At 70.2% G+C, this 22,613-nt stretch carries 11 protein-coding genes; 4 read left to right on the top strand and 7 right to left on the bottom strand.

The window, feature by feature from the left end; genetic code table 11:
• The first annotated feature begins 58 nt into the window (after nucleotides 1-58).
• Nucleotides 59-3,589 carry a DNA polymerase III subunit alpha gene (gene dnaE / locus AB0I89_RS03625; protein ID WP_357119591.1) on the top strand — a complete coding sequence of 1,177 codons (3,531 nt, stop codon included), beginning with the start codon at nucleotides 59-61 and terminating at the stop codon, nucleotides 3,587-3,589.
• Between the two features lie 190 nt (nucleotides 3,590-3,779).
• On the opposite strand, the gene abc-f is transcribed toward dnaE, so the two are convergent.
• The 5 genes from abc-f to AB0I89_RS03600 all read right to left on the bottom strand — a co-directional run bounded on the left by abc-f (nucleotide 3,780) and on the right by AB0I89_RS03600 (nucleotide 8,942).
• Nucleotides 3,780-5,417: a ribosomal protection-like ABC-F family protein gene (gene abc-f, locus AB0I89_RS03620; protein ID WP_357119588.1), complete on the bottom strand. Its 1,638-nt coding sequence runs from the start codon at nucleotides 5,415-5,417 to the stop codon at nucleotides 3,780-3,782.
• 337 nt (nucleotides 5,418-5,754) lie between these two features.
• On the bottom strand, nucleotides 5,755-6,138 hold the full coding sequence (locus AB0I89_RS03615) for a hypothetical protein (RefSeq protein WP_357119585.1): 384 nt from the start codon (nucleotides 6,136-6,138) through the stop codon (nucleotides 5,755-5,757).
• Complete coding sequence (locus AB0I89_RS03610) at nucleotides 6,135-6,566, bottom strand: hypothetical protein (protein WP_357119582.1); 432 nt, start codon at nucleotides 6,564-6,566, stop codon at nucleotides 6,135-6,137. The genes AB0I89_RS03615 and AB0I89_RS03610 overlap by 4 nt, the downstream gene beginning before the upstream one ends.
• A gap of 103 nt (nucleotides 6,567-6,669) precedes the next feature.
• Complete coding sequence (locus tag AB0I89_RS03605) at nucleotides 6,670-7,365, bottom strand: response regulator (RefSeq protein ID WP_357119579.1); 696 nt, start codon at nucleotides 7,363-7,365, stop codon at nucleotides 6,670-6,672.
• Nucleotides 7,362-8,942: a sensor histidine kinase gene (locus tag AB0I89_RS03600; protein ID WP_357119576.1), complete on the bottom strand. Its 1,581-nt coding sequence runs from the start codon at nucleotides 8,940-8,942 to the stop codon at nucleotides 7,362-7,364. The genes AB0I89_RS03605 and AB0I89_RS03600 overlap by 4 nt, the downstream gene beginning before the upstream one ends.
• Before the next feature lie 90 nt (nucleotides 8,943-9,032).
• Between AB0I89_RS03600 and AB0I89_RS03595 the strand changes: the two genes are divergently transcribed.
• Nucleotides 9,033-10,421, top strand: coding sequence for a cation:dicarboxylase symporter family transporter (locus AB0I89_RS03595; protein ID WP_357119573.1), 1,389 nt, complete (start codon nucleotides 9,033-9,035; stop codon nucleotides 10,419-10,421).
• Nucleotides 10,422-10,529: 108 nt separating this feature from the next.
• Here the strand turns inward: AB0I89_RS03595 and AB0I89_RS03590 are convergent, their stop codons facing one another.
• Entirely contained in the window at nucleotides 10,530-13,703 is a 3,174-nt protein-coding gene (locus tag AB0I89_RS03590) for a hypothetical protein (RefSeq protein WP_357119570.1), read from the bottom strand.
• Nucleotides 13,704-14,134: 431 nt separating this feature from the next.
• Here AB0I89_RS03590 and AB0I89_RS03585 point away from each other — a divergent pair, with 431 nt between their 5' ends.
• Both AB0I89_RS03585 and AB0I89_RS03580 read left to right on the top strand, forming a co-directional pair.
• Nucleotides 14,135-16,354 (top strand): serine/threonine protein kinase, encoded by a 2,220-nt coding sequence (locus AB0I89_RS03585; protein WP_357119567.1) that lies wholly within the window; start codon nucleotides 14,135-14,137, stop codon nucleotides 16,352-16,354.
• A gap of 112 nt (nucleotides 16,355-16,466) precedes the next feature.
• Nucleotides 16,467-18,614, top strand: coding sequence for an FUSC family protein (locus AB0I89_RS03580; RefSeq protein WP_357119564.1), 2,148 nt, complete (start codon nucleotides 16,467-16,469; stop codon nucleotides 18,612-18,614).
• Nucleotides 18,615-18,624: 10 nt separating this feature from the next.
• On the opposite strand, the gene AB0I89_RS03575 is transcribed toward AB0I89_RS03580, so the two are convergent.
• Nucleotides 18,625-22,512, bottom strand: a complete 3,888-nt coding sequence (locus tag AB0I89_RS03575; protein WP_357119561.1) for a COR domain-containing protein — start codon at nucleotides 22,510-22,512, stop codon at nucleotides 18,625-18,627.
• Nucleotides 22,513-22,613: the final 101 nt, after the last annotated feature.

Here is a 22,613-nt window from a genome sequence, read left to right as displayed (position 1 = left end):
AGGGTAGGTGCCGGTCGGCTCCGACCACCTAGATCCACACCGCCGGGGGGCGCCACGCATGGCTGATTCGTTCGCGCATCTGCACGTGCACACCGAGTACTCGATGCTCGACGGAGCGGCCCGGTTGAAGGACCTGTTCGCCGAGGCCAACCGGCTGGGCATGCCGGCGGTGGCGATCACCGACCACGGCAACATGCACGGCGCGAACGACTTCTACAACCAGGCGATGGCCGCCGGGATCACCCCGATCCTGGGCGTCGAGGCGTACGTGGCGCCGGAGTCTCGCTACCACAAGGCGCGGGTCAAGTGGGGTCGGCCGGAGCAGAAGAGCGACGACGTCTCGGGTAACGGCGCGATCACCCACAAGACCATGTGGGCGAAGAACGCGCAGGGTCTGAAGAACCTGTTCACCCTCAACTCGCGCGCCTCCATGGAGGGGCACTACGTCAAGTGGCCCCGGATGGACATGGAGCTGATCGCCGAGCACGCCGAGGGGATCATGGCCACCACGGGCTGCCCGTCGGGGGCGGTGCAGACCCGACTGCGGCTGGGGCAGTTCGACGAGGCGCTCAAGGTCGCCGCGAGCTACCAGGACATCTTCGGCAAGGACAATTACTTCCTGGAGATCATGGATCACGGCCTCTCCATCGAGAGTCGGGTCCGCGAGGGGCTCACCGAGATCGCCCGCAAGCTGGACATCCCGCCGGTGGTCACCAACGACTCGCACTACACGCACGAGGCGCAGGCCACCGCGCACGACGTGCTGCTGTGTGTGCAGACCGGCAGCAACATCGACGACCCGAACCGGTTCCGGTTCGAGGGCGGCGGCTACTTCGTCAAGAGCGCCGACCAGATGCGCGCGGTCGACTCGTCCGAGTTGTGGCAGCAGGGCTGCCGCAACACGCTGTTGGTCGCCGAGAAGGTCGATCCGAAGGGCATGTTCGAGTTCCACAACCTGATGCCACGCTTCCCGGTGCCCGACGGCGAGACCGAGGAGTCCTGGTTCCGCAAGGAGACCTTCGCCGGGCTGGGCCGTCGCTACCCGAACGGCATCCCCGAGGGGCACGTCGTCCAGGCGGAGTACGAGCTGGGCGTCATCAACCAGATGGGCTTCCCGTCGTACTTCCTCGTGGTCGCCGACTTCATCCAGTGGGCGAAGAAGCAGGGCATCGCGGTGGGCCCGGGTCGTGGTTCGGCCGCCGGCTCGCTGGTGGCGTACGCGCTGGGCATCACCGACCTGGATCCGATCCAGCACGGCCTGATCTTCGAGCGGTTCCTCAACCCCGAGCGGGTCTCGATGCCGGATGTCGACATCGACTTCGACGAGCGTCGGCGCGGTGAGGTGATCAAGTACGTCACCGACAAGTGGGGTGAGGACAAGGTCGCCCAGATCGCCACCTTCGGCACGATCAAGGCGAAGGCCGCGATCAAGGACTCGGCCCGGGTGCTGGGCTTCCCGTACGCGGTCGGTGACCGGATCACCAAGGCCATGCCGCCGGCCGTGATGGGCAAGGACATCCCGCTCACCGGCATCTTCGACTCGAAGCACCCCCGGTACGCCGAGGCGGGCGAGATCCGGGGCCTGTACGACTCCGACCCGGACGTGCGCAAGGTGATCGACACGGCCAAGGGCATCGAGGGGCTGATCCGGCAGACCGGTGTGCACGCGGCCGGCGTCATCATGTCCGCCGAGCCGATCATCGAGCACATCCCGTTGATGCGCCGCGACGCGGACGGGGCGATCATCACGCAGTTCGACTACCCGACCTGCGAGTCGCTCGGGCTGCTGAAGATGGACTTCCTCGGCCTGCGCAACCTGACGATCATCGACGACGCGGTCAAGAACATCGAGCTGAACCACGGCCTCAAGCTCGACCTGCTGGGTCTGCCGCTGGACGACAAGGCCGCGTACGAGCTGCTGGCCCGCGGCGACACCCTCGGCGTCTTCCAGCTCGACGGTGGGCCGATGCGCTCGCTGCTGCGGTTGATGAAGCCGGACAACTTCGAGGACATCTCCGCCGTCCTGGCGCTGTACCGGCCCGGACCGATGGGCGTCGACTCGCACACCAACTACGCGCTGCGCAAGAACAACCTCCAGGAGATCACGCCGATCCACCCGGAGCTGGAGGAGCCGCTGCGGGAGATCCTGGCGCCGACGCACGGCCTGATCGTCTACCAGGAGCAGGTGCAGCGCGCCGCGCAGATCCTCGCCGGCTACACCCTCGGCCAGGCGGACCTGCTGCGCCGGGCGATGGGTAAGAAGAAGAAGGAGATCCTCGACAAGGAGTTCATCCCGTTCCGGGACGGCTGCCGCGAGCGCGGCTACTCCGACGAGGCGATCCAGGCCGTGTGGGACGTGCTGGTGCCGTTCGCCGGGTACGCCTTCAACAAGGCGCACTCCGCCGCGTACGGCCTGGTCTCCTACTGGACGGCCTACCTGAAGGCGCACTACCCGGCCGAGTACATGGCCGGTCTTCTCACGTCGGTCGGCGACGACAAGGACAAGATGGCGCTGTACCTGTCCGAGTGCCGCCGGATGCGCATCCAGGTGCTGCCGCCGGACGTGAACACCTCGGCGGGCCCGTTCACCCCGGTCGGCAAGGACATCCGCTTCGGCCTGGCGGCGGTCCGCAACGTCGGCGCGAACGTCGTCGCCTCGATCATGCGGTGCCGCGCGGAGAAGGGCGAGTACACCGACTTCTACGATTTCCTGTCCAAGGTGGACGCGGTGGTCTGCAACAAGAAGACCATCGAATCGCTGATCAAGGCGGGCGCGTTCGACTCCATGGAGCACCCCCGCAAGGGCCTGCTCGCGGTGCACGCCGACGCGATCGACGCGTACGCCGACGTCAAGCGCAAGGAGGCCGTCGGCCAGTACGACCTGTTCGGCGCCGGCTTCGGCGACGCGGACACCGGCAGCACGACGGTGATGCCGGTGATCGGCGACAGCGAGTGGGAGAAGCGCGACAAGCTGGCCTTCGAGCGCGAGATGCTCGGCCTGTACGTCTCCGACCACCCGCTGTTCGGCCTGGAACACATCCTGGGCGCGGCGGCCGACACCACGATCGCGTCCCTGGCCGAGGACGGCGCGGTGCCCGACGGGGCGGTCGTCACCCTCGCCGGCATCCTCTCCGGCGTCCAACGGCGGGTCACCAAGCAGGGCCGGGCCTGGGCCTCGGCCACCCTGGAGGACCTGGCCGGCGGTGTGGAGACGCTGTTCTTCCCGAACACCTACGAGGTGATCGGGCAGTACATCGCCGAGGACGCCATCGTGGTGGTCAAGGGCCGGGTGGACCGCCGCGACGACACCCCACGCATCATGGCGATGGACATGTCCATGCCGGACGTGAGCACCAGCGCCACCAACAAGCCGGTCACCCTCACCATCCCGGTGCACCGGTGCACCCCGCCGCTGGTGGAACGGCTCAAGGAGACCCTGGTGCTGCACCCCGGCGACACCGAGGTGCACGTGAAGCTGCTCAACGGCGGCCGTACCACCACCCTGCGGCTGGGACCGTTCCGGGTGGCGGCGACGACCGCGCTGATGGGTGACCTCAAGAGCGTCCTCGGCCCAGCCAACGTGAGCTGACCCGCCCTCGGCCCGCCCTCGGCCCGTCCTCGGCCCGTCCTCGGCCCGTCCTCGGCCCGCCCCGCCGATCAAGGAGTTGTGGTGGGTGGCAAAGCGCCCATAACCGCGCTTTGTGGGCACCACCACTCCATGATCGACGGGGCGGTCGGGCCAGGGTCGGGCCAGGGTCGGGCCAGGGTCGGGCCAGGGCTCAGCCCTGGTCGGGGGCGGCGATCTCGCGTAGCTGGCCGTCGGTCAGGCGAAGCCAGCGCTGCACGCCGATCTCGGCCAGGAACCGTTCGTCGTGGCTGACCACCACGAACGCCCCCTGGTACGCGGTCAGCGCGCTCTCCAACTGGGCGACGCTGACCAGGTCCAGGTTGTTCGTCGGCTCGTCGAGCAGCAGCAGTTGCGGCGCCGGCTCCGCGCAGAGCACACAGGCCAGGGTGGCGCGCAGCCGCTCACCGCCGGAGAGCACCCCGACGGGCAGGTTCACCCGGGCGCCCCGGAACAGGAACCGGGCCAGCAGGTTCATCCGCTTGGCGTCCGGCAGGCTCGGCGCGTACGCGGCGAAGTTCTCCGCCACCGTCCGGTCGGGGTCCAGCAGGTCGAGCCGCTGCGACAGGTACGCGATCCGCCCGTCGGCCCGGCGGATCTCGCCGCCGGCCGGTTCGAGGTCGCCGTTGACGAGGCGCAGCAGCGTCGACTTGCCCACGCCGTTCGCCCCGGTGAGCGCGATCCGCTCCGGACCCCGGATCACCAGGTCCGCGCCGTCGCCGCCGAACAGGTCCCGGTCGTCGAAGCGGGCCCGCATCCCCGTACCCGTGAAGACCGTCCGTCCGGCCGGGACGGTGGTGTCCGGCAGGTCCACGACGATCCGGTCCTCCTCGCGGACGGCCCGGCCGGCCTCGTCCAGTCGGGCCTTGGCCTGACCGAGGCGGGCGGAGTGTGTGTCCTGGGCCCTGCCCGCCGACTCCTGCGCGCTGCGCTTCAGCCCACCGGCGACGATCCGGGCCAGGCCGGCGTTCTTCAGGTTCTTCGAGGCGTTGCTGGCCCGCCGGTCGGCCCGTTCCCGGGCCTGCTGCATCTCCCGCTTCTCCCGCTTGACCTCCTGCTCGGCGTTGCGCAGGTTGCTCTCGGCCACCTCGCGCGCCGCCCGCACCGCCTCCGTGTACGCGGTGAAGTTGCCCCCGTACCAGTGGATCTCGCCGCGTTCCAGCTCGGCGATGCGGTCCATCCGGTCCAGCAGCTCCCGGTCGTGGCTGACCAGCAGCAGACACCCGGTGAAGTCGGTGAGCACGTCGTAGAGCTGGTGCCGGGCCGCCAGGTCCAGGTTGTTGGTCGGCTCGTCGAGCAGCAGCACGTCCGGGCGGCGCAGCAACTGCGCCGCCAGCCCGAGGGAGACCACCTGGCCGCCGCTGAGCGTGTGCAGCGGCCGGTCGAGCGACAGGTCGCCCAGGCCGAGCCGATCCAGCTCGGCGCGGGTGCGCTCCTCGATGTCCCAGTCGTCGCCGATGGTGGCGAAGTGCGTCTCGCTGGCGTCGCCGGCCTCGATGGCGTGCAGCGCCGCGATGCGTTCGGCGACGCCGAGCACCTGCGACACGGCCAGGTTCCCGGCCAGCGGCAGGGTCTGCGGCAGGTACCCGAGCAGACCGTCGACCGTGACGCTACCGCCGCTGGGCCGCAGCTCCCCGGCGATCAGCCGCAGCAGGGTGCTCTTGCCGGCGCCGTTGGGCGCGACCAGACCGGTGCGACCGCCGGGGACGCTGAAGGACAGGTCGGAGAAGACCGGAGTGTCGTCCGGCCAGGAAAAGGACAGGTTCGAGCAGACGATGAAAGCGTCAGACATGGTGAGTGACCTCGGAGGGTGGGTTGGGCGCGCGTGAGCGGCCCGACGACGAACGGGACCGGTGGAGCGACGGCATGGCCACGACGGCTGCGCCTACGCGCGCCGAACCGATGGCCGAACATGTCCGGTCTCACCCGGAGATGTCGTCGTCACCCGCCATGTCTGGTCTCCCTGGTCGTGTCACTGACCCAACTCGGCCAAGTCTAACAACGGATCTTCCGTCCGCCACCGGGTTCCGACCCCACACCGCCGCACGGCGTCGCCAGTCGACGAGCTCTGACGACGGCCTTGATCACGGTCGGGTTGATGATCCAGGCCAGGGTCTGGCCGACCGGAATCACCGAGCCCGCCACGCCCCGAGCATCGCCACGACCCCCGTGGCCGCGGCAAACACCAGCCCGAGCGACATCACCACATTGCCCGCGACAGTCCCCGCGTTCTCCGATCGGAAATTCGGCGTCAGCTGGCCGGCCGCCCACCCGCCGAGGACGATCCACAATGAGATCAGCACCGAGAACACCGGTGCCCACCAGCGCGGAACGGTGAACACCACCAAGGCACCGCACACCACGATGAAGACGATCCCCGGTGGGAACGGGGGGAACTTGCCGGGATCCGCGATCCATTGGATGAGCAGTCCCAAGATGCCCACCACCAGCCCCCACAGCGACAACCTTGTGCTTCTGCGGGCCGCCGTCACTCTCGCCACGATCGCGCTCACCGTCGAGGTCCCTCCGTCTCAGTGTCCTGTCGTCTGTCTGCATCCGCTGTCCGGGCCGGCCCGGAACCATGCACCCAGACGGCGGCGATCCCGAACGCCACAGCCGCGGCGAATCCGGCCATCTGAAGCCATCCCGCGTAGAACTGGACGGGTTCCGTCGGGGTACCGAGCCGACCCACGAAGGAGGCGTCGGAGAACCCGCCGAAGAGAAACAAGACGCCCGTCACCACCGCCAACAACGGCGTGAAGCGCCACCTGAAGGCCGCCACCATGGCGGCCACTCCGAGGTAGATCAGCGGCCCCGGCCCGTCGTAACCGGCGACCAGGCTGCGGGACTCGATAATCTCGGGACCAGCGTCGCCGATCGCCGCCACGACAAGCGCTACGCAGGTCGCGATGGCCCAGCGGCGCCGTTCCGCCTTCACCATGGATTGATCCGTCACGGCTCGACTATCCGCAGTCCAGCCGGGATTGGCGTCAGCCCACGGAAGGCTCTGGCTCTACGCAAATCTGCGTAGAGCGGCGCCCCGCTCACCGGGGCCGGTATTCAACCTCCGGGCGGCCGGGGGTGCCGTAGCGGGGGTGGCGGACGGCGCTGTCGATCGTCACCAGGTACTCCAGGTAGCGGCGGGCGGTCACCCGCGAGATGCCGGTCGCCGCGCTCACCTCGGTCGCGGACAGCCCCGCCCCGGGAGTGGACCCGTCGGCCAGCGCGGCGCGTACCCGGGTGAGGGTCTGCGCGTCGAGCCCCTTGGGCAGGCTGTGCCCGGTCGCGCCGCGCAGCGTGGCGAACATCCGGTCCACGTCGTGCTGGGCGGCCACCTCGCCGTCGGCGAGCGCCTGTGCCCGGTAGTCCGCGTAGCGGTCCAGCTTGTCGCGGAACGCCGCGAACGTGAACGGCTTGAGCAGGTAGTGCGTCACCCCGAGGGAGACCGCGGTGCGCACCACCGCGAGGTCCCGCGCGGACGTCACCGCGAGGACGTCGACGCTGCTGCCGGCCGCGCGCAGCGCCCGGCAGACGTCCAGGCCGTGCAGGTCGGGCAGCCGAAAATCCAGGAGTACGAGGTCCACGTCGCCGCCGTCGTTGGCGCGCAGGGCCGCCATCGCCGCCCGTGCGGTGTGTGCCACCCCGACCACCGCGAAACCGGGCACCCGCTCGGTGTACGCGGCGTGCGCCTCGGCCAGCAGCGGCTCGTCCTCGACCACGAGCACCCGGATGTCGTTCACGGCCGGGTCCCCGGGAGTCGCACGGTGAACAGGCTGCCGCCGGCGTCCGAGCGGGTCACCTCGGCGCTGCCGCCGTGCCGGCGGACCACCTGCCCGATCAGGGCCAGCCCGAGCCCCCGCCCGGTGCTCTTGGTGGACCAGCCGCGCCGGAAGGCGTCCGCCACCCGCTCCTTCGCCAGCCCGGGTCCGCTGTCGGCGACCCGAACCACGAGTTCGTCGTCGACGGTGCCGACGAAGACTCGCACGGTGCGCGGCGGGGGCGTACCGGCGACGGCCTCCAGGGCGTTGTCGACCAGGTTGCCGACGACGGTGAGCAGGTCGTTGGTCGGCAGCGGGCTGTCGTCGAGGTGGCAGTCCGGCTCGATCACCAGGTCCACGCCGCGCTCTCCGGCCTGCGCGGACTTGCCGAGCAGCAGGGCGGCCAGGGCCGGCTCGGTGACCGCGTCGACCACCCGGTCGGTCAGTTGCTGGGCGAGGGCGAGGTCCCGGGTGCCGAGCCGGACCGCCTCGTCGGCGCGGCCCAGCTCCACCAGCGTGAGGACGGTGTGCAGCCGGTTGGCCGACTCGTGCGTCTGCGCCTGCAACGCCTGGGTGAGCGCGCGCACCGAGTCCAGCTCGCTGGCCAGGGTCCGTAGCTCGGTCTGGTCGCGCAGGGTCAGCACGGTGCCGAGCGCCGCCCCCTCGAAGCGGGCGGTCCGCTGGTTGGCCACCAGCACCCGGTCACCGGCCAGCAGGGGCTCGTCGAGGGCGTCGCGACCGGCCGCGAGCAGCTCGGCCACCGCCGGTGGCAGGTCGACCTCGGCCACCGGCTGGTCGGTGACCGGCTCGTCGGCGTCGAGGCCCAGCAGTCGCCGGCCCTCGTCATTGATCAACGCCACCCGCCGGTCAGTGGTCAGCACCACCAGACCCTCGCGCACCGAGTGCAGGACCGCGTCGTAGTACTCGTACATCCGGGTCATCTGTGTCGGTCCCAGGCCGTGGGTCTGGCGGCGCAGGCGGCGGCTGAGCAGCCACGAACCGGTCGCGGCGAGCGCGAGCGCCGGTACCGCGACGCCGAGCAGCACGGGGAGCTGGCGCAGCAGCTTCCGGTTGATCGCGCGGGTGGTGATGCCCACCGAGACCAGGCCGACGATGCGCCCCTGCTGGTCGTACACCGGGACGACCGCGCGCACCGACTCGCCGAGCGTTCCGACGTTGGTGGTGGTGAACGCGTGGCCCGCCAGGGCCGGCCCGATCTCCCCGACGAACGGCTCGCCGATCCGGTCCAGCGTGGGATGGGAGAAGCGGGTGCGGTCGGGGGCCATCACGACCACGAAGTCCGTCCCCGTGGCCTTGCGGGTCGACTCGGCGTACGGCTGCAGGGTGCGGGCGGGGTCGGCGGTCGTGAGGGCCGCGCGGACGTCGGGGGAGCCGGCGACGGTCTGGGCGACCGCGAGCACCTCCTCCTGCGCGGCCTGGCGGGAGTCGACGCGGGCCAGCCAGACGGCGCCCGCCGCCCCGGCCAGCACGAGCAGGGTGACCACCACCGCCTGGAGGGCGAAGAGCTGCCCCGCGATGCTCCACTGCCGTCGGGCCACCTCCGGCACCTCCTCGGACTTCTCCCGGTGAGCGGTGAACAGAATGACCGCAAGGCTGTCAACGGGTGAGACGCGCTTCACATTGTCGACATGGACACCACCGCATCCACCACCACGGCGGAACCGTCGGCCCGTCGGGACCGTACCCGTTACCTGTACCTGGCCGTCATCGTGGCCGTGCTCGCCGGCATCGTCGTCGGCCTGGTCGCCCCCGATTTCGGCAAGGAACTCAAGCCCATCGGCACGGGCTTCGTCAACCTCATCAAGATGATGATCAGCCCGGTCATCTTCTGCACGATCGTGCTCGGCGTCGGCTCGGTCCGGCAGGCCGCGAAGGTCGGCAAGGTCGGCGGCCTGGCCCTCGGCTACTTCCTGACCATGTCGACCGTGGCGCTCGCCATCGGCCTGGTCGTCGGCAACCTCATCCACCCCGGCTCCGGCCTCGACCTGGGTCAGGACCTCGCGGGCGCCGGCAAGGCCGCCGCCGGAGACGAGGCCGGCGGTACGACGGAGTTCCTCCTCGGGATCATCCCGACGACGCTGCTCTCCGCGCTCACCGAGGGCGAGGTGCTCCAGACGCTGCTGGTCGCGCTGCTCGTCGGCTTCGCCGTCCAGGCGCTGGGCCGACGCGGTGAGCCCGTGCTCGGCGCGATCGCCGTCATCCAACGGGTCGTCTTCAAGGTCCTCGCGATGATCATGTGGCTGGCGCCGGTCGGCGCGTTCGGCGCGATGGCCGCCGTGGTCGGCGCGACCGGCGTGGACGCCCTCAAGAGCCTCGCCCAGATCATGGTCGGCTTCTACGTCACCTGTCTGATCTTCGTGCTGGTGGTGCTGGGCGCGCTGCTCGGGTTCATCGCCCGGATCTCGATCTTCTCGCTGCTGCGCTACCTGGGTCGCGAGTTCCTGCTGATCCTCTCGACGTCGTCGTCGGAGTCGGCGCTGCCCCGCCTGATCGCCAAGATGGAGCACTTCGGCGTCAGCAAGCCGGTCGTCGGCATCACCGTGCCGACCGGCTACTCGTTCAACCTCGACGGCACGGCCATCTACCTGACCATGGCGTCGCTGTTCATCGCCGACGCGCTGGGCAAGCCCCTCGCGGTCGGGGAGCAGATCTCGCTGCTGCTGTTCATGGTGATCGCGTCCAAGGGCGCGGCCGGCGTCACCGGCGCCGGGCTGGCCACGCTGGCCGGTGGCCTCCAGTCGCACCGCCCGGACCTCGTCGACGGGGTCGGCCTGATCGTCGGCATCGACCGCTTCATGTCCGAGGCGCGGGCGCTGACCAACTTCGCCGGCAACGCGGTGGCGACCGTGCTGGTAGGCACCTGGACCGGCGAGTTCGACCGGGAGCGGGCGGCCGAGGTCCTGCGCGGCGACGATCCGTTCGACGAGGCGACCATGCTCGACCACCACGACGACGAGGAGTCCGAGCCGCGGCGGTCCGAAGACGACGAGGCGGTTACCGCAGGTGTGAGAACCTGATCCGGAGCTTGGGAGCCCTCTGCGGTCGCCTGCTCATCGCTGACGAGGACGTGACCGCGTTGCGAGGCGAGCGGCGCGACCGCAGGGGGTTCCACCGAAGCCGACCATCTATCGGGAGGGCCGGTCCGGGAGCGCGAACGGATCCGCCAGGCCGAGCATCCGGTGCAGGTGAGTGACCTGCTCACGGGCGGGCCCGATCGGTTCGGTAGGTACGCCGCGCTGAACAGCGCGCAGCAGTCCTTCCGCGAGCGTTAGCCCGTCATCCTCGCGCGCCGCCACTGTGGTCACGATCCGTTCGCTCTCCGTCGGGTTGCTCACGAGGTCGTCCATCCTGAGGCGTCCGAAGATCTTCCTCAGGTTCGCCGCGGAGAATCCCGGAGCATCGTCGACCAGTTGCCGGATGAGCAGGCTCCGCTGCCGTGGCAGGGGCGTGAGCGCGAAGGCCCAGGCGTACTGCTCGGCCCGCATGTCGCGCCGCTGCGGATCCTGTGGCGACAGCAGTAGTTGCAGAAAGAGTGCCGCTTCGGACACCAGGAACGGCTCGCCGTCGATCTGGTGCAGACCGGGAACGCCAGCTTCTTGCCAGTACGGCATCAGGTCGTAGAGGCATTCCCGAACGTCGTGTCCGGTCTGCACGAACGCCGACCGACGCAGGGACCGCCCGATGCGGCTGTCCGCCGCGACGAACACGTCCGGCGCCATGGCAGCTACCCGACGATCAAGCGGCTGGGTGTCCGGACGGGTATCCGGTGGCCAGGGCAGCGACTCGTAGACGCTGATCTCGGCGCCGTCCTCGGGGCGTACCTCCAGGCGGGTGGGAGACACATCCAGCCGCCAGGCCACCCGAAGCGTCTGCCATATCCGCTTGCGGTCCTCGGCGTCGAGTTGGCTCTGCCACAGCAGCGCCTGCCGTCGCCAGTTGTCGACAACCGGCTCCCCGACCAACTCGACCGCGTCCACGGGGCCGTCCGACAACAGCAGCACGAAGCAGGCCAGGTTCGCCGAGAACGCCGCCTGCCGCACGGCGGCCGGTGTCCGCCGAGGTTCGTATTCGCCTCTCGTCCAGGTGGGGTGGGGGTATCCGACGTCAGGCAGGAGCTCCAGGGCCAGCTCGCGGCAGATCCCACGCCGCCGTGGGTCCAGTCGCCCGAGCATTCCCCGGCAGAACTCCCACAGCGGAGTTCGCCGGGTGATGGTGACGAAGGATGTCGCCCCGTACAACGGGCCGGGATCGATCACACCCTGACGCCGTCGCTGATGGACGCGTTCTTCGGCGAGATCGACAAGGGCGGCGACAATCTGTCGGGCGGCCAGAAAATCGCCGAAGGTGGCGTGCAGGAATTCGAAGCTGCGTTCCGGTCCGCTGGTGTCCCGGGACGCTCGCGACTCGTGGATGAAGAAGAACCGACCGACCATCAGCTGGCTCATGGTGAGCGCCCGGTCGGCAGACTCGGCCGACGGCGAGCGCAGGTCTTCTTTCCACAGCAGGTGCGGGATGTCAGCATCCAGTTCGGCTTCCAGGATCACCTCACCGCTCCGGTTCAGGATGGCGATGGCGACCGCCATCAGACGGCGCCATTCCGCAGCGATCTCGTGGGCGCGTTGGTCGTCGGTGTGGCCGCGCTCCTGTTTGTCGACCTCGCGTTCGACGAAATCAGCGAAGAGTCGTTCGTAGAGTTCCACGCGGCGCATGTCGCCCTCGGCGTTCTGCAGGCCGTTGTCACCCGCGTCATAGAGCGCCAGCAGGAGAAGCAGCAGTGGCTGACTCGCCAACTCGCCATGTGCGAGGGCTGTTTCGGCGGACAACGGCCGCAACCCCCGGGCGGTGAGGCTGGCACCGTTGTGGTCGTTCCACACGTCGAGCCACGCCCGGATCTGCGGTTCTCCGAACGGTTCGAGTCGCAGCACCACGGACTTGTCCGGGAACCGCGCTCGGTCGGCGACGACGGTACGGCTGGTGACGAGCACGGCGACCGGACGGTCAAGTTCCTCCTCGCGCTGCTGAAACAGCCGGATCTGGTCGAGGTAGTCCGCGTGGTTGATCCCGGTGGCTTGCAGCAACTCGTCGAAGCCGTCCAGGATGACGACGGGCAGCGCGTCGCCCGCGCGGCGGGCGAGGTCGGGCCAGGAGACCCGCTCGCCGAGCATCTGCACGAGCGCCTCCTCAATCTGCCCCTGGATCGAGGAGTCAGCGGGAACGTTGCGTAGTTCGACTCGGATGACCAGGAAGTCGGCCGGAGGAAGCCGGGCGGCGAGAACCCTCGTCATCGCGGACTTGCCCGAGCCGGGTTGGCCCAGTACGACGAGCGGGCTCTCGACGGCGTTCGGTCCGGTCAGGTGCGCCAGCAGGAAGGCATGGACGTCATCGAGGCGGGTGGACCGTGACCACCACGTCTCGGTGGCGGGAAGATCGTAGGGCCCGGCCACCGCGACCCGGCCGTGCGGGTTGACGTAGCCCTTGCCCAGGCTGGGAAGCACGACGTGGCGAGGCGCATGCGCGGAGGCCAGGATGGCTCGGTCCAATCCGGCCCGGTACCGCCGGCCGAGACCGGCCAGGACGGCGTCGACGGCGGTCGCAGCCGACACGGCGCGCAGATCGGCAAGCTGTCTGGACAGGTCGGCGACCGAGTCCCGCAGCAGCGCGCGGGTGGCCTCGGTGTCGACCATGCTCGCCCAGACCCCGAACTCGGGGGCCTGCGTGATGAGTGCCCGGTACGCCTGCGTATACCGGTCAATCGCGATCCGCCGTACGTCTCCTTCGATGGCCGCGATGGTCTCGGTGACCCGGTCGTCGCGTGCCTCGAAGGCGCTGAGACCGTGCAGGAAGTCCCGCAAGGCTGCCGCCGCTGATCCGAAGTAACCGCCGAGCGCGGCGATCGTCGCCTCGAAGGGTTGGTGCGGCGCGGGCATCGGAGGCGGTGTGTCGATGAGCACCCGCACCAGGTCGGCGTAGCGGTCGACGACCGCCGTCGAGGTGGTGATGGCGACCTGTTCGCCGGCGGTCAGTGCGGCATCGGCCAGGTCGACCTCCGGATGGTCGGCCAGGGCGATCTCAAGCGCCTCGTAGAAGGCGGTGACGACGATGATCGCGTGGGCGGCTACGAGACGTTGCGTGCGGTCGAAACGCCGTAGGCCAGCGATCCGCTCGTGCAGGCCGGCCATTGCCGAGTTGCCCCAGAGGATCAGTTCGCGGCCCAGGGAAAGGAGGTCGGCTCCGCCGAGGCCAGCCGCGGTCAGGCCGGCGGCAGCTACGCCGCTCGTCGCGCCGACGGCTCGTATCACGGGATTTTCCGGGCTGCCAAGCAGACGAGCCGCATCGGCATAGCACAGCGGGCGGGAGCGCATGTGCCGCACCGTAGTGCAGCGACTACGGGCGGGCAACGCCTGCCTTTCCCGCTTTGGGATGTTCCCATATCTTTTGAGAGTTGGTTGAGGGGCCGAATCCTTCAGCGGCAATCGATGCCCGATGCCTCATCTCCACTCCGGCGGTAGTTGGGCGCTCGGCCTAGCTGAATTTGAATTCATGACTAATTTGCGGCACTGCCGATATACGTGTCGGTAACGTTGCTCTGGGCGACTGGGCCAGGTCAACGGCGCATATGTATCGAATGGCGGATGGTTGTCACCGGAAGCCTTATGTGAAAAAGCCAACTGCCGCTTATTGACGGTCCCGAGAAATTGGGTGTGTAAACAACGCCCGGTACCTTCCTGACGTGCCCGATGCCCCTCGACAGTTGATCGCCGATCGTTACCGGCTGGTCCGTCCCCTCGGCCAGGGCGGGATGGGCCGCGTGTGGCAGGCCCGCGACGAGATGCTTCAGCGCGACGTCGCCATCAAGGAACTGGTGGCACCGCTCGGCCTGCGTGACGACGAACGCCGGGAGCTGCGCGAACGGTCCATGCGCGAGGCGCGGGCCGTCGCCCGCCTGGGCCACCCCAACGTGGTACGCGTCTTCGATGTGCTGCACTCGGGCGGCGACCCCCTGATCGTGATGGAACTCGTCCCGTCCCGGTCGCTGCACCAGGTGCTCGAAGCCGACGGGCCGATGCCGGTGGACCGCGCCGCGCGGATCGGGCTGGGCCTCCTGGGCGCGCTGCGGGCCGCACATCGGGCCGGCGTGCTGCACCGCGACGTCAAGCCGGCCAACGTGCTGCTCGGCGACGACGGCAGGGTGGTGCTGACCGACTTCGGTCTGGCCACCCTTCCGGGCGACCCACGGATGACCCAGACTGGGATGGTGCTCGGCTCGCCGGCGTTCCTCGCGCCCGAGCGGGCCACCGACGGCGACGTGGGTCCGGCCGCCGACCTGTGGTCACTCGGCGCCACCCTCTACGCGGCCGTCGAGGGGCGCACCCCGTACCACCGTTCGTCTCCGCTCGCCACGCTGGCGGCCCTGGCCACCGAGCCGCCACCGCCGGCCCAGCGAGCCGGTCGGCTGACCCCGCTCCTGGAAGGACTGCTGCGGCGGGATCCGGACCAACGGATCGGCGCGGACGAAGCCGAGCGACTGCTGCGTCAGGCCACCGCCCCCGACACGCTCTCCACCCCCGCAATGCCCGCCGTGGCCGTGCCTGCCGTGGCGGTGCCCGCGGTAGCCGTGCCTGCCGTCCCGGCGCCGGATGCCGGCGCCCCCACCGTGCCGGTGACCAGCGCCGATGACATGGCCGGCAACGACGCCACCGACCCGGTGTCCCGTCCGGCGATCGTGCCCGAGTTCGTCACCGCCGACGGCCCGGCCGCGTCGTCGACGGTCCACGACGAGCCGTCGCCAGGACCAGCGCGCCGTCGTCGGGCTCGGTTGATCGGGTCGCTGGCCGCCGCGCTGCTGCTCGTCCTGGTGGTGACGACGTCGCTGCGGTACGGCGGAATGCTGGGCGGTGCGGGCGTCCTCGGATCGTCGGACCCGAGCGCCAACCCGAACATCGCGGAGATGCCGGTGTCCCGGGTGCTGCCGCCCGCGCCCGCCGGATGGCGCTACTACCGCGACGACCCCCGCTTCCTCGTGCCGGTTCCAGACGGTTGGCAGGCGCGCCGCGACGGCGAGCGCGTCGTCTTCCGCGAGCAGGACGGCAGCCGGGTGCTCGTCATCAACGAGCTTCGGGCCGTCCCGGCGGACCTGGTCGCCGCCCTGCGGCAGCGCGAGGACGCGGAACGCGGGCGGTACACCCAGTACCGGCCGGTCCGGCTCGCTGCGCTGCGCTACCAGGCGCGGGCCGCCGAATGGGAGTGGACGTACACCGACCGGGACGACACGCCGACCCGCATGGCGAGCCGGCTGTTCGTCGGCCACAACGGGCACGCGTACTCCATCGACTGGACCACCTCCGCCGCCGAATGGTCCGCCAGCACGCCCGTGTTCGCGCTGATCACGGATGGTTTCCAGGGCCTGCCGGCGGCGACGGCTCCGCCCCGGTCCCCCGGCCCGCCACCGTCGATGAGCGTCGGGCCGCCGGCGTCCACCGGGACCGGCAGCGGCACGACCACCGCACCGCGGAACCAGGCGCAGCAGCCGTCCGCTCCGCCGTCCCCGACGAAGTCCAGCGCGCCCGCCGGCAAGCAGATCTCCAGCTTCGCCAGTGACCGCTGCATCGACATCCAGGACGGCAACCCCTACGCGGGCGCGCGACCGCAGATCTGGGACTGCCGGCGCACCGCCAAGCAGCTGTGGACCTTCCCGTCGGACGGCACGGTCCGGTCCATGGGTATGTGCCTGGACGTCGCGGGCCACTCCACCCAGGACGGGGCCGCCGTCATCCTGGCCGAATGCTCCGGAGCGTCATCGCAGAAGTTCACCCTCAACAAGGCGTACGACCTGGTGAACACCAAGGCGGACAGATGCGTCGACGTGGTCGAATCGAACCCGGACAACGGCGCCCAGTTGCAGATCTGGCAGTGCACCGGCAACGCCAACCAGAAGTGGCGGGCCACCTAGCCTCTGGATCCTGAGCACGGCGGTGAATTGCCGCGAAACCCATCGCCCCGGGCGGGTCGCGGGGAGAATGGTGGACCGGACAGGGGCGCTGCGACGAACCGGGGGAGCGGTCGTGCTCGGAACCAGCCTCCTCGGTCGGCTTCGCCGCCGTGACCCGGGTGACGCCGTCCTGCGGCGCGCGGCCCGGCTGACCCTGGTCGCGTCGGTCCTCTTCTACGCCTGCCGCTACGGCGTGGGCAGCCCGCTGCTCGCCACGTACGCACTGTTCGGCACGATCGCCGCCGGGGCGTTCGCGCAACTGCCCGGCCCGGCGTCACAACGGGCGCGGATCCTCGTCACGTCGCTGCCGGCGGTCTGGGCGTTGATCGCCGCCGGCACGCTCCTGGCGTGGAACACCTGGGCGGCGGCCGGCGGGATGCTGGTCATCGGGTTCGTCGTGGCGTTCGCCGGGGTCGGTAACCCGCGACTGGTGGGTCTGGCCAGCGCGTTCCAACTCTTCTACATCCTGGCGTCGTTCCCGCCGTACCAGCCGGACAGCCTGCCGCAGCGCCTCGGCGGGGTCACCCTCGCGATCGTGCTGCTCGCCGCGGCCGAGGTGGTGCTCTGGCCCGACCCGGTGCCCGTCTCCTACCGGCAACTGCTCGCCCGAGCGGCGGACAGCGTCGCGGCCTTCCTCGACGCCACGGCCGACGCGATGACCGCCCCCGGCCCCGGTGCTCGGGACGGGCGTCGCGAACGGGCGTACGACCTCGTGGCACTGCTCGGGCTGGGCCGCAACTCCCCGGAGTCGGCGCCCACGGCCGCCGGAGCGCAGGACCGGGCGCTGCGGACCTCCGCAGCGGCGCTGCGGGAGGTGCTGGCCACGGCGGACCGGCTCGCCACGGACGCCCCCTCGACGCCGATCCCGGACCTGGCGGCGGCGCGGCTGCTGCGCCCGTGCGCCGACGCGATCCGGGCTGCCAGCCGTAGCCTGCTTTCCGACGCGCCCCAGGCGGATCTGCGCGACCTGGACGCCGCGATCGGCGCGGCTGAGCCGTCGGTGGGATCGGGCCCGCCGGACGTACCCCGGATGTGCCGGGACGCGACGGCGCTGGCCCTCGCCGACCAGGTACGGATCTTCGCCCTCGGCACCCGGATCGCCGCCGGGGCGCGCGTCGACGTCGACGCCTATCCCCGGCTCTTCGAGTACGCGCGGCACGGCGCGTGGACGCTGTACTGGCGACAGTTCCGCGCCCACCTCGCGCCCCGCTCCGCGCACCTGCACAGCGCGCTGCGACTGGCGGTGGCGCTGGCGGTCGCCCGGGTGGCGGCCGGGGTGCTGCACCTCAACCACGGCTTCTGGGTGCTCCTGGCGACTCTCACCGTCCTGCGCACCTCGGCCGCCGACACCCGCACCGCGCTGCGACCCGCCGTGCTCGGCACCATCGCGGGCGTGGTCGCGAGCGGCCTGCTGGTGCTCGTCGTGCAGGAACCGGTCGTGTACGCCGTCGTACTGCCGGTCTCGTTGCTGCTGGCGTTCGGAGTCGGTCGCCTGCTCGGCCCGGTGTGGCAACAGGCGCTGTTCACCCTGCTGCTGACCGTCGTGTTCACCCAGCTCAGCCCCGAGGGGTGGCGACTCGCCGAGGCACGGCTGGTCGACGTCGGGCTCGGCGCGGTGATCGGCGTGCTCGCCGGTGTGGCCATGTGGCCGCGCGGCGCCGGCCACGACCTACGGCACAACGCCGCCCGCTACCTGGCGGCCAGTGGGACGGCGGTCGAGCGGACCGTCGAGGCGGTGCTCGGCGACGGGCGGCCACCCGAGCACGACTTCGACCAGGTCGGCCGGCGGATGATCCTGGTCGACTCGTCCTACTGCCAGTACCACTCCGAGCGCCACGACCCACGGCGCGCTCAGCTGAACTGGGACGCCGCCCTGAGCGCCGGGCACCACCCGGTGCCCGGCGCCGAGTCGTTGCTGCGCCGGAACCCGCCCGGCTGCCTGGCCGCCTGGCCGGCGGCCGGGGCACTGCTGCGGGACACGGCCGGTCACCTGCGGTCGGCGTACGACGACCTGGCCGGCGAGGTGACGAACGGTCGGGCGGCCGGGCCGATGCCCGTACCGATCGACTGCGTCGACGAGGTGGACCGGCTCCGCCCGCTGCTCGGCGACGTCGACTCCGCTGCGGTGCGGCACCTGGTGGAGGTCGACAGGTGGCTCGCCGGGCTCGCCGACAGCCTCAGCCGGATCCACCCGGACGCCGACGCGCCCCGGCGACCCTGAGCCGGCCCGGTCAGGGGATGACGGGCAGGCCGCTGTGGTACAGGTGCTCGAACTGGCGGTGTACCCAGAGGATGCGGCCGTCCGGGCGGACGACCTTGCGGAGATCGGCGATGGTGACGTCCTGGGCGCGCAGCGCGGCGTGCAGCGTCCGGAGGGTGGCGCCCTCGGCGATGACCGGCACCGGCGGTGCGCCCGGGGCCTGCTCCGCCAGACCGGCGCTGTGGTCGTCGGCGGTGAGGTGGTCGGCGGCCTCCGCCGCGGTCTTCAGTGTCTCGTTGGCCAGCGAGACCTGCTCTTCCACGGCCTTCCACTGCTCGTCGTCGAACTCGAGTTTGAGTTCGGCCACCCCCACGCCGAGCAGGGGCTTCAGGAGCATGGAGGTTGCCTTCAGGAGCGGGACGGCCCGGACCCACCACTCCCGGGAGACGTCGATCGAGTAGACGCCGGCGTCGCGTCGGGAGGGTTCCAGGACGTGCACGGGCTGGAGCGAGTGCTCGCAGTACAACGTCAGCCGCATCCGGATGGAGGTCCACTGCGGATTGCGTAGGGAGGACTCGACGGGAGTGAGGGTGAAGAGGCGCGGCCCGTCCGCGGCCTCGTCGTTGAGCTGCCACATCAGGGCCGTCAGCCGGGCGTTCACGCCCGCGAGGTTGGCCTTGACGGTGTCGCTGAGCTCGGTGACCCGCCGACTCAGGCCGCGGACCTGCCTGTCCACCAGGGCCATGCCGTCCTGCAGCACCGCGAGCGCGTCGTGCCCGGCGTGCGAGCCGCCCAACAGCGCGTCGATGGCGGGGAAGGCATCGCAGCTGGAGACGGGACACTGCGCCACGCTCTGACCGTGCGCGTCGCGCAGCTTGACGAGCTTGTCGACGTCGAACAGGCCCGCGCCCGGGGTGGGCAGGCCGCAGCCGTGCCGGCAGGCGACGAGGGCGACTGTGGTCAGGCCGGGCCAGAACCGTTCGATGCAGTAGCGGATTTCGTCGGTGACCTGTCGCAGGTAGGTGACGGCATCCGGGCCACGGACCTGGACCTGGACACCGACTCCGGTACGCACCGTGAGGAGCGCGCGGGCGCCGTACCGGCTCTGCAGGATCACACCCTGCTGCCAGTGCACGCCCTGCAACGAGTCGGGCTCCGTGTAGCGCTGATGGTGCAGACGCACGATGAGCCGGTACATCAGCGACTCGGGAATGACCACGGGACCCGCCGGGCCCTCCGAGATCCGGCACACCTCCAGGTACTCGCGGTCGCCGGAACGAAAGTCGACCCAGGCGCTGCGCAGGTCCGGCTGCGCGGCGGGGACGAGTTGCGCGATGAGGCTCACCGGCTCGGGCGAGGCGTCGAGCGAGACCTGGTACGTCAGCTCGAAGCGCCCCATGAGCGCCAGGAACAGTCGCTGTTGTTCCCTCGTGTAGAGCGTGCCGTCGGGCGCCTGCCCGGCACCCCACAGGCTGCCGAGCATACGGTGTGAAACGAGACCGAGGGCGTCGACGGCGTCTCGACTGTCGAGGACGGCGGCGATCGCGACGTTGAGCCAGTCCGGTTGGAGGATCACGAACGCGGCCAACGCGTCGTCGTCCGCGTAGTAGATCCACTTTCCCAGGTGGTGGGCGTTGCTGGCCAGCGCCCGCGCCTGGGCAACGGTCAGTCCCTGCGCCTCGGCCATCGCCTCGAAGTCGCGGTAGTCGATCACCTGCTGACCGTCGGCGGTGACGGCCTCGATCGTCCGCTGCCAGCTCGCCGGATAGTTGCGGTGCACGTGCGGGAGCGTGCCGGCGGCCACGGAGATCGCCTCCCGCAGCGCCTCCAGCCGGTCGTCCGGGACGGCGCTGTCGACCTCGTAGAAGCCGATGATCAGGTCACCGAAGCGCTGCTTGAGATGCCGTTCGTCGATGGCGTCCGCCCGCGAGGTCGGCCCGCCGTGCGACGCGACCACGAGCACCCGGGCGTCCGGGGCCCGGTGGGCGATCATGGCGATCCAGGATTCCACCATGCCGGCCGCGACACCCGGACGCGGTTTCCAGACGACGACGTAGACGGCCGGCGCGCTGAAGAACAACTGGTGCGCCGGCTGGTAGGCTTGCTGACCGCCGAAATCCCACCCGTTCAGGGTGATCTCCCGACCGGCGTGGGTCACCACCAGCGACTTGATGTCCATGCCCTGCGTCTGGTGACGATCCCGCCACGGCTCGCCGCGCAACGCTCCGAGCAGCGAGCTCTTCCCCGCCTCGCCGGCGCCCACGAACAGGAGCTTCGCCTCCGAAATCGGTATCCCGTCGGCGGCGACGTTCCGGAGAAACGCCAGCAGCGCTTCAGTGCCCTCCGCCTCAGCGGCCAGCACCTCGGGCGGAAGTGGGTTGTCGTCGACGACGAGCGTCCGGAGCTCTGCGAGCCGACCGATGGCGTGGGGCAGGGTGGTGAGCTGATTGCTTTCCAGGTAAAGGCCGGTGAGGGAGGTCCAAGCGGCGACGGCGTCGGGTAGCGCGGTGAGCCGGTTGCCGGCTAGGTAAAGCCCGGTGAGGGAGGTCCAGGCGGTAACGGCGTCGGGTAGCGCGGTGAGGCGGTTGCTGTCGAGGTTCAGCTCGGTGAGGGCGGTCCAGGCGGCGACGGCGTCGGGTAGTGCGGTGAGCTGGTTGCCTTCCAGGTGCAGCTCGGTGAGGGAGGTCCAGGACGCGGCGTCGTCGGGCAAGGCGGTGAGCTCATTGTTCTGGAGGTAAAGGCTGGTGAGGGCGGTCCAGGCGGCGACAGCGTCGGGCAAGGCGGTGAGTTTGTTGCCGGTCAGGTGCAGCTCGGTGAGGGAGGTCCAGGCGGCGACGGCGTCGGGTAGTGCGGTGAGCTGGTTGCCTTCCAGGTACAGGACATTGAGGCAGCTCCAGGCGGCGACCGCGTCGGGTAGTGCGGTGAGCTGGTTGTGATCCATGTCGAGCCGGGTGAGGGCGGTCCAGGCGGCGACGGCGTCGGGTAGTGCGCTGATCTGATTGTTATCCAGGTTGGACTTTGTCATGGCGGTCCAAGCGGCGACGGCGTCGGGTAGTGCGGTGAGCTGGTTGTGATTCAGGTGCAGGACATCGAGGAAGGGCCAGGCGGCGACGGCTTCGGGTAGTGCGGTGAGCTGGTTGCTGTCCAGGTGCAGGTCGGTGAGGGCGGTCCAGGCGGCGACCGCGTCGGGTAGTGCGGTGAGCTGGTTGTTCTCCAGGTACAGCCCGCTGAGGGAGGTCCAGGCGGCGACGGCGTCGGGTAGCGCGGTGAGTTTGTTGCTGGCCAGGTTCAGCTCGCTGAGGGAGGTCCAGGCGGCGACGGCGTCGGGTAGTGCGGTGAGCTGGTTGCCTTCCAGGTACAGGACATTGAGGCAGCTCCAGGCGGCGACCGCGTCGGGTAGTGCGGTGAGCTGGTTGTGATCCATGTCGAGCCGGGTGAGGGCGGTCCAGGCGGCGACGGCGTCGGGTAGTGCGCTGATCTGATTGTTATCCAGGTTGAGCTTTGTCATGGCGGTCCAGGCGGCGACGGCGTCGGGTAGCGCGGTGATTCTGTTGTCGATCAGGTTCAGCTCGCTGAGGGAGGTCCAGGCGGCGACGGCGTTCGGCAGCGCGGTGAGCTGGTTGTTGTCCAGGATGAGCCGTTCCAGGGTGGTCCAGGCGGCGACGGCGTCGGGTAGCGACGAAAACCGGTTGCTACTCAGGTCCAACAGGGTGAGGGACGTCCAGGCGGCGACGGCGTCCGGCAGCGTGTCCAGCTCGTTGCTGGCGAGATCGAGGCTGACGACCTCGGCGAAAGCCCAGGTGTCGCGCAGCAGTTCGGTGAGGTCTTCTGAGGTGAGATCGAGACCGCTCAGGTCGACATGCCCAGTGGTGGCGGCATCAATGCGCTTCCGGGCCTCGACAAGCCTGCCGTCGTCCATGCCCGAGCAGCGTAGTCTCCCGTGCACAGTCGGTACGGCCGGCGCGGTCTGCCGTGCGTCCGGGTCGCGAGCAGGGATGCCCGCTGGCAGGCTGCCGATTG

The organism is Micromonospora sp. NPDC049801, from assembly GCF_040656575.1.
GTDB lineage: Bacteria > Actinomycetota > Actinomycetes > Mycobacteriales > Micromonosporaceae > Micromonospora.
Note: the sequence above shows the minus strand (reverse complement) of the source record. Positions and strands in the feature narration are given on the sequence as shown.